This window comes from Flavobacterium succinicans LMG 10402 (assembly GCF_000611675.1).
Lineage (GTDB): Bacteria > Bacteroidota > Bacteroidia > Flavobacteriales > Flavobacteriaceae > Flavobacterium > Flavobacterium succinicans.
On sequence record NZ_JATV01000013.1, the window covers coordinates 1 to 15,481 of the forward strand.

A 15,481-nucleotide genomic window follows, 5' to 3' on the forward strand; every position below is an offset into this window, starting at 1 on the left:
AGCACAAGATTCAAGCATCCATCGAGGAACAAGGTCAATAATTTGTCGAATAACTGGTTTTTTGATATTTTTGTTTCGCCTGAAGAGTCCCATAAAGTATTATTTGTTTCGCAAAATCAAAAATACGGGATTCTCAGGCATTTTTTATTTTAGACTTTCGGATAGCTATGTTTTAACTTATACAAATCACTTTTCACTTTTCACCTCTCACTATTTACTTTTTACATAGAAAAATATTCTGCCAATGGTCCTAAAGCCAATGCTGGGAAGAAAGATAAGGCTGCAATAATCGCGATTACGGCAAAAATCATCACACCAAAAATGGTAGTATCAGTTTTTAAAGTTCCCGCGCTTTCTGGAATGTATTTTTTATTAGCCAATAATCCTGCAATAGCCAAAGGTCCAATTATAGGAAGGAAACGACTTAACAACAACACTATTCCTGTAGAAATATTCCAAAACGGATTGTTATCTCCTAACCCTTCAAAACCAGAACCATTATTGGCCGCACTCGAAGTGTATTCGTATAACATTTCAGAAAATCCGTGATGACCAGGATTATTCAACCAGCCTGTAGCATTTCCACTAAACCAATAGCCCATTGCGGTATCATTCGCTGCAAAATAAGTAGCCAAAGCCGTGCCTGCTAAGATTAATAAAGGATGAAGTATCGCAATAAAAGCTGCGATTTTTACCTCTCTTGCTTCGATTTTCTTTCCTAAGAATTCAGGAGTTCGACCTACCATTAATCCAGAAATGAATACCGCCAAAATTATAAAGATGTAAAAATTCAACCATCCTACTCCACAACCGCCATAAAAAGCATTGACCATCATAGCCAATAATTGCATAGCTCCAGAAGCAGGCATTGTACTGTCGTGCATTCCGTTAACAGAACCTGTAGAAATTACGGTCGTAGCAATTTCCCAAAAACTAGTAATGACAGTCCCAAAACGTACTTCCTTACCTTCCATAGCGCCTGTAGCTTGGGCAATTCCCATCTTTTCAATAGCTGGATTTCCATTAATCTCGCTTATCATTGTTGGAATAACGAGTAGTAAGAAACCTACTGTCATCACTCCAAAAACGATATAAGAGAATTTTCTTTTATTTAGGAAAAAACCTAGAGCAAAAATCATTGCAAATGGGATAATTAACTGCGCCCACAATTCAACCGCATTGGTTAAATACGTAGGATTTTCTAATGGATGAGCCGAATTCGCTCCAAAAAAACCACCACCATTTGTACCAATATGTTTGATACCAATAAATGCAGCGGCTGGACCACGAGAAACTTCAACAGTATCTCCTTGCAAAGTCATTATTTTATCTTTTCCTTCAAATGTCATTGGTGTTCCGCTAAAGGCAAGAACAATAGCTACAATAGCAGCTAGAGGCAATAAAACTCGAGTACAACTTTTGATGAAAAAATTGTAAAAGTTCCCAAGTTTATCTGTGCTTTTCTCTCTCATAGCTACAAAAACCATAGCCGCAGCAGCCATTCCTGTACCTGCAGAAACAAATTGTAAGAACATTAAAAATAATTGCCCCAAATAAGAAAGCCCTGTCTCACCAGAATAGTGTTGCAGATTACAATTCACTACAAATGAAATGGCGGTATTAAAGGCCAAATCGGGCGACATAGATGGGTTTCCATCTGGATTTAATGGCAAACTACCTTGGAAGAGTAGCACAAAAAAACAAAGGAAAAACCAAACCATATTCAAGCTCAAAAGCGCTTTTAAATGTTGCTTCCAGTTCATTTCCTCTGTAGCATTGATGCCACTGATTTTGAAAATAAAGTTTTCAATGGGATTAAAAATGGCATCAAGTAGGGTTTTATCTCCCAAATACACTTTGGCTATATACCTTCCAACAGGAATAGCCAAAACGATAGAGAGGATAAAAATACTGATGACGCCAAAAAATTCTGTGTTCATATTATGTGATTTGTTAATTGTGAGACGTGAAATGTGAAATGTGAAATGTGAAATGTGAGATGTGAGATGTGAACTGAAATTTAGGTTTTGGTGCCAAGATATTCTTTCAACTTTTCACTTCTCACTAATTACATTTCACCTATTAAAATTTTTCGGGTTTAATTAGTACATAAACCAAATAACCGAATACGGCAAGTGCGACAATAAATAGTGCTGACATAATTTTAGATTTTTTCAAAAAATTCGACGGATTTAAAACAAATCGCAAAGAGCAAAGCGCCTAAAGCGAGTAAAAGAATAGTGGTTATCATTTTATTAAAATTTAGATTAGATTTAAACTCCTGAAGTATTGATTTGTTTAACGTATTCCGCTTTTAACAATGGTGGGAAAAAGTTTGATATACTGCAATGACGCAGTTCCATAAACTGAGAAATAGAAAATACATAGACATTTGTAATGGCATTTTGGGTTTCTTTCGTTCCTGAAACAAAAAGAGATTCTGCCACAGAAAGGCATTTTTTAGCCCTAGTAATATTTCCTAAAATGATAGCCGTTTTGGTAATCGCTGCGAAACGTTCGGCTTGTTTGTATACATTGGTAATCTGATTTTTCATAACAATGATTTTTATGTTGTGCTGTGCTTATGCCAAAAGTTGTTCCGAAAAAACACCAAACACTCTAAAACATTGTTAACAAAAGGATTGCAAAAAATCCCTTGGAATAGGGCATAAAAAAAGCCTATCAAAATGATAAGCTTTTCTCAAAACGATAAGTTTTTATTTAATATTTTACATGGAATTATTTTGATAACTCCTTATTCGTTTTCTTCTTTACTGATTTTAATTTTACATTTTTTTGCTTTTCGATATTCATTATTTTTCTGAACTCAATAAGCTCTTCCTCACTCCAAGGCTCTGATTTTATAGAAAAATCAATTTCTTTAGGTTCTTTAATTATATTCATCTTTAGTAATTTTTAAAATAATGATTAACTAATTTCATGGCTGCTTTAGTTTCAATATACATTCTTAAACCTCTAAAATGAGTCGCAAACAGAGTTTCTTGATAATGTTTAATCAAAGTAGTTTTAGCATCAAAAGCGACAAAACCTTCATATTCTTTTTCAAAAGAAACTTTACAAGCAAAGGCAACTAAATTACCAGGTACTCCAAAATACATCTTATTTTTACCAGTATTGAATTTTGAACTTTCAATTAAATGCATAAAAATATGATCTTGTTTATCTTCTATACTCAATAATCCTTGAATAATAGTTGGATTATTTACAGTAACTAACTTATAAACTTCCTTAGATTTATCCTTTAATTCTTTTGTCCAATCAAATCTCCATATAGATTTTCTAATATCTTTCAAATCTTTAATGGACAATTTAACAATTAAGGTGTCGAAAACTTCGGCTGTTATTGTATTCTCAATCGAGTTTGTCAACTTATCGATAACAAAATCAAGCGGTTTCTTATCTGCTTCAAACATAAAGCCAATTTACAAAATTAAATTCAAAATAAACCTAGTGAATATTGTATTCATCCAATTTACGGTAGAGCGTAGCAATTCCAATTTCGAGTAATCTTGCTGCCTCTGCTTTGTTACCTTTGGTGTAAGCTAATACTTTTTGAATATGCCCTTTTTCGATGGTTTGCATCGCCAAAGCCGAAGTACTTTTATTAGAATGTTCTTGCTGGTGCTGAATCTCATAAGGTAAAACGTCTTGCGTTAAGGTATCGTCATTGACCAAAATCACCGAACGCTCAATCACGTTTTTCAATTCGCGTATATTTCCAGGCCATTGGTATTCCTCTAATTTTTGGATAAAATCGGTACCAATATGTAACTTTTTCTTGTTGGTTTTTTCAGCAAACTGTGCCACAAAAAAGGAGGTTAAAACGGCAATATCTTTTACTCTCTCTCGCAAAGGCGGAAGGTGAATTTCAAAAATATTCAATCGAAAATACAAATCGGAGCGAAAATGATGCGCTTCACTTTCTTGTTTCAAATCGCGATTAGTCGCCGCAATCAGCCTGAAATTCGATTTTCTTGGAGTAGTGTCTCCCAAAGGAATGTATTCATTGGTTTCTAAAACCCGTAATAATTTGGCTTGCAATTCTAGCGGCATTTCGCCAATTTCGTCTAAAAATAGCGTTCCACCATTGGCTTCTTCAATAAATCCCTTTTTGTCTTTTAGTGCACCAGTAAAAGCACCTTGTTTGTGGCCGAACAACTCACTTTCTAAAATTTCTTTACCAAAAGTACTGCAATTCAAAGCTACAAAGGATTTACCTACACGCTTGCTATTTTCGTGAATGGCTTGCGCAAAAACTTCTTTCCCTGTTCCCGTTTCACCAGTTAACAAAACGGTAGAATCGGTTTGAGCTACTTTCTTGGTCAAATCGATAACTTGTTCCAAAGCTTTGGATTTTCCAATAATCGATTCAAAAGAAAATTGTGCACCAATGCGCTGTTCCAATTGTTGCACCTTTTTCTGTAGTTCCACTTTTTCTAGCGCTTTGTACAATAGCGGAATAATTTTGTCATTATCATCGCCTTTGACAATATAATCAAAAGCACCGTTTTTCATCGCTTGTACGCCATCGGCAATATTGCCATAAGCGGTTAGCAAAATAACTTCAACTAACGGGTCTGCTTTTTTTAATTGAGGCACAAAATCGACTCCGCTCCCATCGGGTAATTTGACATCGCACAACACCACATCGATTGCATTTTGCTCTACTTTTTTCAAGCCAGATTTTAAATCTCCAGCTTCTAGAACGTCAAAATTTTCAGCTTTTATGATGCGAGCGAGTAAACCACGTAGTTTTTCTTCGTCGTCTATAATTAGAATTTTTTTCAAAATAGGCAGTGAATTAAAAAAGCAAAATTACTGTATTTACTTTCGTCTTGTATCGATAATGGATACAATTTTCCATTGTCCATTGTCTTTATATAACGTAAAAACATTGACACCCGAATGGCTTTTTTTCCCATTGACGTAAAACTCATAAGGTGTCCAATCGATAGCCATAGTACCATCAATATGAATCGTATGACCTAACAAGCGCTCTTCAAACTGCATTGTCGCAGGGATTGAAGCAATGGATTTATAAAATTTTGATGCCGTGTCTGTAGAAAATTGGCTGCCTTTCGCATTCTCTGTAATAGATTGCAAGCCCATTGTATCGGAACACACTTTTTGAATTGCAATAGAATCTCTAGAATGAAAACCCTTAAAAAAAGTCTCAATCGTTTGTTGCACTTCCTGATTTTGAGCTTGGGTAGTCATTCCGAACAACACCAACATTCCTAGAATATTTTTTTGCATAATTAAGTCATTAATAAGGTTTTAAAAACAAAAGAATCTCCCATATTCTCTTGGGCAATAGGCAAAAATGAATACCAAAGTAAAAAATCGAATAGATAATCTATGCTCCCATTAGAATGAATGGCGACTTTGCATTGGTAATTTTCAACCTTAAGACCATAAGCCAAGAGTTCGTTCTGATTTTTATCAAAAAAAACATGTTCTGCTAAAGGATTGTTTCTTATTTTCAAACGAAATTTTTGTCCTTTGTATTCCAAAATTGAAGAATTGGCATACCACTTTTCCGTGTACGAACGCAAAACTACCGCCTCGTTTTCATCTTTTACAGTAATCGACGAGCTCCAAAAGCCGTTATATTCCAAGGTATATTTTTTACCTTCGATTTCGAAAAAAGCTTTTCTATCAAAATTAGCATAGCTAATAGTAAGATTTCCAATGACTTTACCGGCAACTTCAAAAGAGTACTATTAGTTCCTCATTTTTTATCCATTTTTTATCTTGTCCCATAACAGTAAAATTTTAAATGCAATTGCTTTTTAATCAATTAGTTAGTAATCAAAAAATACAGAACGTTACAAGAAAAAATATAAAAACAATATCGTACTGCTAAACCTTTACAATTTAGTACTTTTGCAACCTTAAATTAAACAAAAACGGTATGTCAGTAGCCAAAAAAGATTACAAAAAAATTACTACAAAATCTCTAATTGAGATGAAAGCCAATGGAGAAAAAATTTCCATGCTAACCGCTTATGATTTTACAATGGCCAAAATTGTAGACACAGCTGGAATTGATGTTATTCTTGTAGGTGATTCTGCTTCGAACGTCATGGCAGGTCACGAAACTACTTTACCAATTACTTTAGATCAAATGATTTACCACGCTTCATCAGTAGTTAGAGCGGTAGACAGAGCATTAATTGTGGTTGATTTGCCATTTGGAAGCTATCAATCTGATCCCAAAGAGGCCTTACGTTCATCTATTAGGATCATGAAAGAAAGTGGTGGCCACGCTGTAAAATTAGAAGGGGGAAAGGAAATCAAAGAATCCATAAAAAAGATATTGAATGCAGGTATTCCAGTAATGGGGCATTTAGGACTTACGCCACAATCCATCTATAAATTTGGAACGTATACGGTAAGAGCTAAGGAAGATGCTGAAGCCGAAAAATTATTAGAAGATGCTCAAATGCTGGAGAATTTAGGTTGTTTTGCTTTGGTACTCGAAAAAATACCAGCGCACTTAGCCGAAAAAGTAGCCAAAAGTATTTCTATTCCTGTTATCGGAATTGGTGCTGGTGGTGGCGTTGACGGACAAGTATTAGTGATTCATGATATGTTAGGAATGAACAATGAATTCAGCCCGCGTTTTTTACGTCGTTATTTGAATTTGTATGAGCAAATGACTGCGGCAATTGGCAATTATGTAGCCGATGTGAAGTCACAGGATTTCCCGAATGCCAATGAGCAATATTAAGCACAATACATTCAAAGGTAACGCATTGATAATGAAAACAGTTTCAAACAAATCCAACCTCGAGGTGCTTCACGAAGACAATCATTTGATTGTAGTCAATAAACGAGTGGGCGATTTAGTTCAAGGCGACAAAACAGGCGACAAACCGCTTGCTGAAGTAGTCAAAGAATACCTCAAAGATAAATACAACAAGCCCGGAGAAGTCTTTCTGGGCATTGTTCATCGGCTCGATCGACCCACTACGGGTATTGTAGTTTTTGCCAAAACCAGCAAAGCCTTAACCCGAATGAATGAATTGTTTAGTAATCGGGAAACACGTAAAACCTATTGGGCAGTAGTCAAAAACCAACCTGAAAACACTCAGGGTCAACTAGTGCATTATATCAAAAGGAACGAAAAAAACAACACTTCGAAAGCTCATAAAAAAGAAGTTCCAGATAGTAAATTAGCCAGTTTGGATTATACCGTAATCAAAGAACTCCAAAATTATTTTGCCTTAGAAATCAATCTACACACTGGAAGACATCATCAAATTCGAGCCCAATTAGCGGCTATAGGTTGTCCGATTAAAGGTGATTTAAAATACGGTTTTGATAGAAGCAATCCGGACGGTGGCATTCATTTGCATGCCAGAAAACTGAGTTTTACTCACCCCGTTTCCAAAGAATCTATTATTATTACGGCTCCAGTGCCTAATGAGGTCATTTGGAAAGCTGTAGTATCCTAAAAAATAATTCTTTTTTACAGTATTAAAAATTAACTTGCACTATCTAACCCGATCGCTCTAACAATGGATTACAAAACCAGTTTATCATTTAGAAAGGAAACTTTAGTCAAATTACTGAATACTATTGTATTACTTGAGGACGAAATTATACAAGCATTATATGATGATTTCAAAAAACCAGCCTTCGAAGCTGTTATTACTGAAACAAGCTATGTTATTTCCGAATTAAAACACACAATAAAAAACATATCTAAGTGGGCCAAACCAGAATATGTATGGCCCTCTCTTCTTAACTTCCCTTCTACAGATTATATTTTAAGGGAACCCTATGGCAAAGTGTTGATTATTGCTCCATGGAACTATCCCTTTCAATTGGCGCTCTGCCCTTTGATTTCGGCAGTGGCTGCTGGTAATCAGGTGGTCATCAAACCCTCTGAATTAACCCCAAACACAGCCAAAATTATTGAAAAAATTATTGAAAGAGTTTTTCATGTGGCTCATGTAAAAGTAGAAAATGGCGGTATTGATATGGCTCAAAAACTTTTGGCTGAACGTTGGGATTATATTTTTTTTACTGGAAGTGTGGCTGTTGGAAAAATTGTAGCCAAAGCTGCCTCAATACATTTAACTCCTGTAACTTTAGAATTAGGCGGAAAAAATCCTTGTATTATTGACGAAACCGCTAACTTAAAATTGGCCGCAAAAAGGATTGTTTGGGGAAAATTCATCAATGCTGGACAAACTTGTATTGCCCCTGATTATATTTTGATTCAAAAAGACATGAAAAGTCATTTTGTTGAATATCTAAAAGTTGAACTCCAAAAAGCCTTCGGAGATCATCCCAAAACTTCGCCCGATTTGGCACGTATTGTTAATGAAAAAAATTGGCTTAGATTGGTCAACATGATCGATCCGAAGAAAGTGCTCCTTGGTGGCGAAACAGACATTGAAGATTGCTACATTGCTCCTACTCTTATTGAAGAAACTTCATTAGAAAGTTTAGTGATGCAAGACGAGATTTTTGGGCCTTTACTTCCCATGTTAACCTATGACGATCCCAATGAAATCGAAGCCATAATTGCACGATATGAAAAACCGTTGGCGCTCTATGTATTTACAGAAGATCATAGATTTGGAAAAGAAATCATGAAAAAGTATTCTTTTGGAGGTGGCTGCATCAACGACACTGTGATTCACTTTTCTAACCAAAGACTACCGTTTGGTGGTGTAGGACATAGTGGCATTGGCGCTTACCATGGCAAATTGAGTTTTGATACTTTTTCACATAAAAAAGGAGTTGTAAAAAAAGCCAATTGGCTTGACCTTCCCTTTCGCTATGCTCCGTACAAAGGAAAATTAAATACGATAAAAAAATTACTGCAATGGATTTAGAAAAAACAGTTAGTGAAGCCATACATTACAGAAGATCCGTTCGCGTTTTTAAAAAAGAACCTATCAGCGAAGAAAAAGTCAAACAATGTATCGCCTTAGCTTACTTAGCACCAACCAGTAGCAACATGCAACTTTGGGAATTTTATCACATAATAGATCCAAAGGTAATAGCACAAATTGCTACTGCCAGTTTTGATCAAAATGCTGCTAAAACAGCACAGCAATTGGTGGTTGTAGTAGCTCGAAAAGATTTATGGAAGGAACGACAAAGAGCGAACCTTTTGTTTTTAAAATCTCAGTATGGTGATAAAAAAGAGTCAGAATATAGTAGTAGAGAGCAATTCGCTTTGAATTATTATAAAAAAATTATTCCCTCCATCTACACAGATTTTTTTGGTATTTTGGGTGCTTTAAAATTTGTGATTTTCCAAGTAATTGGTATTTTCAAACCCATTTACCGTCAAGCAAGATTAAGCGATATGCGAATTGTAGCCCATAAAAGTGCTGCGCTAGCCGCTGAAAATTTCATGATTAGTATGGCTGCCATAAATTATGATACTTGTCCTATGGAAGGATTTGATTCCTTAAGAGTAAAACAAATTATTGGTTTACCCAACAGCAGTGAAATCAATATGATTATAGGATGCGGCATTCGTGATGAAAACGGAATATACGGTGAACGTTTTAGGGTGCCTTTTACTGAAGTATATTTTAAAATTTAAATTTTCTAGTAAAATATACCTCAATAAATTAGATCAAATAAAGTATAAAAAAGAACCAACAATATTGCTATGAATTTTGAAACAAGACCTAAAGAGAACAAACAATACACTACTGAAATTCATTTTGAAACTGTACTCAATCAAGCTTTTGCCAATTATAAAAAAATTGCACTATATGCAGGTTTAGCTTTGTTTGTGTTTTTTTTCATACTGGTAATTGTTGTGTCTGGAATTTCTGCTAACCTAATTGGACAAGAAAATATCAATGAAAAATCCATGATGCAGTTTCAAAAATTAATGACTATTGAACCATATGTATGGTATTATATTGGATTTTCAATTGTTTTAGGAAGTTTACTCAGTCCATTTATGGCCAGTTTTTATAAAATGGCCGATGCTGCTGAAAAAGATCTTACGTTTGGTGTTTCTGACCTATTTTCATATTACAAGCCAAAGTATTTTTTTACCATTTTTACAGCCACAACTATCATTGGATTAGCAACAAATGGAACTACCTTAATTGCAGACGAATTGGGTCTTTCTTTTGTAGGCATACTTATAGTTTTGATGATCAACTTCATTACGCTTTTTACCATACCTCTTCTAATATTTGAGGACTCTACGGTTTTTAATGCTGTAAAAACAAGTATTGCCATTGTACTAAAACAACCAATGGTTATTTTTTTATTGGTGTTTTTATCCCTTATTGGTGTTTTGTTAGGTTTTTTTGCTTTTTGCATTGGAATAATATTCACCTATCCCTTTTTTATATCCATGGTATATGCGATATTTAAGCAAGTTACCAACGATATTACTTCATGATTTTTAACACAAAAATATTTGTATTGCGTTTTTTTTAAGTATTTTAGTAAGTATAATTTAGTGTTTTAAAACTATTCTATAGATTAAACAAGTCTTGTAAAACCAAAAACAAAAGGATCGCATTGAATACAATAACGTTATATTCATTAATGCAAAATCTCATGCTTACACAAGGGAGCTTTTTTTTATGGTCCATTGAATTCAAAAATATTCTTGCATCCGAAAATCAACAGTTGATTCAATTGACTGTATTTTTTATTTTAATCGCATTAAGTTTTCCTATTTACTCTACTTTTAAAAAATTAAAAACTGACGCTATTCATCAAGGCGAAGTTACCAGCCAAAAAGAATTTCACTTTTATATCTTACTCTTTGGTGCATTAATAATTTTATTAGAATTACTTTTTGATATTTTCAAAATCAGACCCAAAAGTTTATTGGTTCAAAATACTTTAGTTGCATTTGTAATGTTATTAACCTACTTTTTTTGTACAAAATTAAGTTTCGTTAAAAACAATATGAAAAAAGTCTTTTCATTCACATTTATTTTCTATTTCGGAGTTGTTTTAATAAATGTATTCTCTCATGACAATGATTTTATTCCGAAGGTTGCCTTTTCCATTCTTCTATTTTTATCCTTTGATGTTTTAAAAAACACTAAATTATATTGGTATTTCATTGGTTCAGTACTTTTGCTGATAAGTCTTCTTACACTTTTATATTGGATTCCTAGTCATTTAGGAGCTTACTTATTGAGTTGTACTTTCATCATTACAATCATAAATTATTTTCGAAAAAAAATAGATAAGTCACAAACAAAAGAAAATAATTTCATCAAAGAAATAGTCAATAATGGGAATTCACTAACTGTGGCGTGCAATTACCACGGTGAAATCATTTATTGTAGTGACACCATCGCTTCAATTTTGGGCTATTCACCTAAGGAGGTTATGGGTTTTGAGTTTTGGAAACTCACCGAAGATCCAGAATTTGTTGGACTTACATATCATAATGAATTTCTAGATGGTCAAATTTATACCAGAAAGCTAAAGTGCAAAGATGGTAGCTATAAATACATTCAGTGGACCGATAAAAAAATTAATAACAACATAATCATTGGTATAGGTCAAGATATAACTGAACAAAAACGCTTACATGACCAATACAAAAATATTATCCTTAATGCTAACGATTTAATTTTTGAAGTCGATATCCATGGCACATTTACTTTTATTAATGACTTTTCCATAAAAACACTTCAATATGAAGAAAATATACTTTTAGGAAAAAATTATATTTCAATCATCAGAGAGGATTATCATGAGGAAATAATGAATCTCTTTGTTAAGAAGAAAAAAATTTCTGTGATTGAATTTCCAATTAAAACAAAATTCAATGATAGTATTTGGATTTCGTTAAAAATCATCATCCAAAAAGATGATAATGAAAAAATTATCGGCTATTCCGGGATAGGAAGAGATATTACAAACATCAAGTTAAATGAACTAAAAAATACCGAACGACAACAAAAAATAACACTTTACAATGAAACCATTAAAAATTTATTTACTGTTAATTTTAGAGATTTCGATAAAATAGAAAATGCTATACAACATATTCTAGCCACAGCCGCTACTATATCTCAATGTGATAGAGTTAGTTATTGGAAATATCGTGAAAAAACAATTGTTTGTGAGTCTATATTCTTTTTGAATACTAAAACTTTTGGAAAAAAAATTATTTTAAAAAAAGTGAACTATCCTATTCATATTAAAAAAATTAAACAAGGACTGCAACTTTATAAAAATGACACGAACCAAAAAACCGATAATTTAGAATTTTATGATTCTTATTATCTTACCAATGCTATAAAATCAATAATAGATACTCCTATTTTCTTAAATGGTGAATTATTAGGTGTACTCTCTTTCGAAACTACAGCAGAAAAACGTAATTGGGATCAAGAAGATTTGACATTTTCAAGAACAATAGCCGATATCCTTTCTATAGCAATAGCTACTCATAAACAATTCGAAGCCGAAAAAAAACTGCAAAAGAAGAGTGATTTACTCGCAGAAATGTCACTTTGTACTGAAAAATTCTTGTTAAGCAAAAGTTTGGATGAAATGTTTACCGATACTTTTGAAATTATGGGTAATGCAACCCAAGTAGATCATTTATTTTATTATAAAAAAGAAATGGATACACAATTGTTTTCTCAAAAATTTAAATGGGCTAGAAAAGGAATTCCATTACAAATAACGAAAACTAAACAACTGACTGAGGAAAATTTGATAGAAATAATAGTTAAAGCCAAAAAGAAAAAAACATTTAAAAGCACTATTAGTAAATTAAAAGATTCCTTTTTTAAAAAGCTTTTAATTGCAAATGAAATTAAATCTATTTTAATTGTTCCGCTTTTATTCAAGGATAATTTTATTGGCTTCATCGGCATGGATGACTGCAGTATGGAAAGAAATTGGACCAAAGAAGAAATTTTTATATTAAAAACTTTGGCTAGTAATATTTCATACGCATTGGAAAGAGACAGAAACGAAAAATTGATTTTAAAAAGTGAAGAAAAATTCAAACTTATTGCTAACAATATCCCTGGTGCCGTTTACTTATCCAAGTATGATGAATTAGCTACAAAAGTTTACATGAATGATACTATAGAAAAAATAACTGGCTATTCTAAATCTGATTTTTTAGAACAAAAAATTTCATTAATTACCTTGTTACATCCTGAAGATAAGCAGCTAATACTTGAACATAAAAACAAAAACTTTAACAATGGGAAGCCTTATCATGACCGATACAGAATCCAAACAAAAAAAGGCAATTATGTATGGATTGAAGAATTTAGTGATGCTATAAGAAAAGATAACAAAATCGAATATATCGGAGGAATATTATTTGACATTAGTGAAAAAATAGAAAATGAAGTAATAATAAAGGAAAAACAATTAGCCGAAGCAGCCAATAAAGCAAAATCAGATTTCTTAGCCAACATGAGCCACGAAATACGAACCCCTTTGAATGGTATCATTGGGTTTTCCGATTTGTTGATTAAAACCCATTTGAATCGTACGCAAGAAAAATACATGACTACGATCAATCAATCAGCACTTTCACTGTTGGATATTATCAACGATATTTTGGACTTTTCAAAGATTGAAGCTGGCAAATTGGAACTCTTTATTGAAAAACAAGAATTAACCGAAATACTAAACCAAACAATTGACCTAATATTCTTTGAATCCAACCAAAAAAAACTGGAATTATATTTAAAAATTGCTCCTGAAGTTCCAAAATTTGTTTGGATCGATTCTGTTCGTTTAAAACAAATTTTAATTAATCTATTGGGTAATGCAGTAAAATTCACAGAAAAAGGAAGTATTACACTTAGCGTATCAGTCCAAAAAGAGATAAATACAACAAATCATACGCTCCGTTTTTCAATAATAGACACAGGAATTGGGATATTGGAAAAAAATAAAAAGAAAATATTTAGTGCTTTTTCACAAGAAGACAATTCTACATCGAAAAAATTTGGAGGTACAGGACTTGGCTTAACGATTTCAAACCAATTACTAGGACTTATGAATAGTAAGCTTAATGTAGAAAGTAAAATAAATGTGGGTAGCACCTTTTATTTTGATATCGACCTTGAAACCTCGAATGAAATCGAAATTGCAGAACCTAAAACAGACTCAAAAATTAGTAACTTTTCTGGCGCAATCAGTAAAAAACATGCTATACCAAATCTTAAAATAATGATAGTTGAAGACAACAAAATCAACATGTTGTTACTAAAAACTATACTCAAAAATCTATTTGTAGAAGTAGAAATTATAGAATGTTTACATGGCAAACAAGCTATAGAACAATTGGAGAACAAACAGCCAAATCTTATATTCATGGATATTCAAATGCCTATAATGAATGGATACGACACCACAAAAGCTATACGAAAAATTTTGAACGAAAAATACCTTCCAATAATCGCCATTACTGCTGGTACCGAGAAAGAAGAACGAAGAAAATGTTTAAAAGTGGGTATGGATGACTATATTCCAAAACCAATAATTAAAGGTGTCATTGAAGAGGTTGTTTTAAAATGGCTCAATAAAAACAACTAGTTTTATTTAAATAACTAATAATTTTACTAATTATGAAATGGCAAGGACGAAGACAAAGTGATAACATGGAAGACCGAAGAGGGATGTCTTCGGGAGGAAAAACAATTGTTGGTGGTGGAATTATAGGGATAATTATTCTACTCTTGAATATTTTTGGTGGCGAAAATGCACAAATGATAACGCCTGTTTTAGAACAATTCAACAACCAATCACAAACCGCACCCACAGAACAAAGAGATTTAACGCCAAGCGAAGTTGAAGAAGGCAGATTTGTAAATGCTATATTGGTAGACAATGAAGATACATGGCAAAAAATTTTTCAAGAAAACAATCTCCAATTCGAACCTGCAAAATTAGTACTTTTCTCTGGCCAAGTATCCACAGCATGTGGAGGAGCCAGTTCAGCCTCTGGTCCCTTTTACTGTCCAGGAGATAAAGTAATCTATATGGATATGTCCTTTTTTGAAGAATTGCGAACTAAATTCGGTGCACAAGGAGGCGATTTTGCAGTGGCCTATGTGATTGCCCATGAATACGGACATCACATTCAAACTTTGTTAGGAACCTCTTCAAAAATGCGACAACTGCAACAAGGAAAAAGTGAAAAAGAGGCAAACAAACTTTCGGTAGCATTGGAGCTTCAAGCTGATTTTTATGCAGGACTATGGACGCACTATAACGAAAAGCAAAGGAAATTCTTAGAACCGGGTGACATAGAAGAAGCACTCAGCGCCGCACAAGCCGTTGGTGATGACGCTATTCAGAGGAAAATGCAAGGACAAGTAATACCTGATTCTTTTACGCATGGCACCTCCGAACAGCGTATGTATTGGTTTCAAAAAGGATTACAATCAGGTGACATCAAACAAGGTAATACGTTCAATACCGCATTATAAAGAAAGTGATCTACTCACTTTCTTTA

At 33.4% G+C, this 15,481-nt stretch carries 15 protein-coding genes; 7 read left to right on the forward strand and 8 right to left on the reverse strand.

Annotation, left to right across the window (positions count from 1 at the left end; genetic code table 11):
• Positions 1-221: 221 nt before the first annotated feature.
• From kdpA to AO58_RS0112835, 8 genes are all read right to left on the reverse strand, one after another.
• Positions 222-1,940: a potassium-transporting ATPase subunit KdpA gene (gene kdpA / locus AO58_RS0112805; protein WP_024982081.1), complete on the reverse strand. Its 1,719-nt coding sequence runs from the start codon at positions 1,938-1,940 to the stop codon at positions 222-224.
• A 142-nt stretch (positions 1,941-2,082) separates the two neighbouring features.
• Positions 2,083-2,160 (reverse strand): K(+)-transporting ATPase subunit F, encoded by a 78-nt coding sequence (gene kdpF, locus AO58_RS17835; RefSeq protein WP_139225580.1) that lies wholly within the window; start codon positions 2,158-2,160, stop codon positions 2,083-2,085.
• A gap of 113 nt (positions 2,161-2,273) precedes the next feature.
• Complete coding sequence (locus tag AO58_RS0112810) at positions 2,274-2,555, reverse strand: DUF7674 family protein (protein ID WP_024982082.1); 282 nt, start codon at positions 2,553-2,555, stop codon at positions 2,274-2,276.
• Positions 2,556-2,739: 184 nt separating this feature from the next.
• Complete coding sequence (locus AO58_RS18035) at positions 2,740-2,904, reverse strand: hypothetical protein (RefSeq protein WP_155959423.1); 165 nt, start codon at positions 2,902-2,904, stop codon at positions 2,740-2,742.
• A 2-nt stretch (positions 2,905-2,906) separates the two neighbouring features.
• Complete coding sequence (locus AO58_RS0112820; protein ID WP_024982083.1) at positions 2,907-3,434, reverse strand: hypothetical protein; 528 nt, start codon at positions 3,432-3,434, stop codon at positions 2,907-2,909.
• 34 nt (positions 3,435-3,468) lie between these two features.
• Positions 3,469-4,812, reverse strand: a complete 1,344-nt coding sequence (locus AO58_RS0112825; RefSeq protein ID WP_162150406.1) for a sigma-54-dependent transcriptional regulator — start codon at positions 4,810-4,812, stop codon at positions 3,469-3,471.
• A gap of 33 nt (positions 4,813-4,845) precedes the next feature.
• Positions 4,846-5,277, reverse strand: a complete 432-nt coding sequence (locus AO58_RS0112830; RefSeq protein WP_024982085.1) for a nuclear transport factor 2 family protein — start codon at positions 5,275-5,277, stop codon at positions 4,846-4,848.
• Positions 5,278-5,279: 2 nt separating this feature from the next.
• Positions 5,280-5,639: a hypothetical protein gene (locus AO58_RS0112835; protein WP_024982086.1), complete on the reverse strand. Its 360-nt coding sequence runs from the start codon at positions 5,637-5,639 to the stop codon at positions 5,280-5,282.
• Between the two features lie 296 nt (positions 5,640-5,935).
• On the opposite strand from AO58_RS0112835, the gene panB reads away from it, so the two are divergent.
• From panB to ypfJ, 7 genes are all read left to right on the forward strand, one after another.
• A complete protein-coding gene (panB, locus tag AO58_RS0112840; protein WP_024982087.1) occupies positions 5,936-6,754 on the forward strand; it encodes a 3-methyl-2-oxobutanoate hydroxymethyltransferase in 819 nt (272 codons plus the stop codon).
• Between the two features lie 31 nt (positions 6,755-6,785).
• On the forward strand, positions 6,786-7,481 hold the full coding sequence (locus AO58_RS0112845) for an RluA family pseudouridine synthase (protein ID WP_024982088.1): 696 nt from the start codon (positions 6,786-6,788) through the stop codon (positions 7,479-7,481).
• Positions 7,482-7,544: 63 nt separating this feature from the next.
• Complete coding sequence (locus AO58_RS0112850; RefSeq protein ID WP_024982089.1) at positions 7,545-8,873, forward strand: aldehyde dehydrogenase; 1,329 nt, start codon at positions 7,545-7,547, stop codon at positions 8,871-8,873.
• Positions 8,864-9,595 carry a nitroreductase family protein gene (locus AO58_RS0112855; protein ID WP_024982090.1) on the forward strand — a complete coding sequence of 244 codons (732 nt, stop codon included), beginning with the start codon at positions 8,864-8,866 and terminating at the stop codon, positions 9,593-9,595. Before AO58_RS0112850 ends, AO58_RS0112855 begins: the two co-directional genes overlap by 10 nt.
• 69 nt (positions 9,596-9,664) lie before the next feature.
• A complete protein-coding gene (locus AO58_RS0112860) occupies positions 9,665-10,417 on the forward strand; it encodes a DUF2189 domain-containing protein (protein WP_024982091.1) in 753 nt (250 codons plus the stop codon).
• 122 nt (positions 10,418-10,539) lie between these two features.
• Positions 10,540-14,559, forward strand: coding sequence for a PAS domain S-box protein (locus tag AO58_RS0112865; RefSeq protein ID WP_139225577.1), 4,020 nt, complete (start codon positions 10,540-10,542; stop codon positions 14,557-14,559).
• 32 nt (positions 14,560-14,591) lie between these two features.
• Positions 14,592-15,455: a KPN_02809 family neutral zinc metallopeptidase gene (ypfJ, locus tag AO58_RS0112870; RefSeq protein ID WP_024982093.1), complete on the forward strand. Its 864-nt coding sequence runs from the start codon at positions 14,592-14,594 to the stop codon at positions 15,453-15,455.
• The last annotated feature ends 26 nt before the right edge of the window (positions 15,456-15,481 follow it).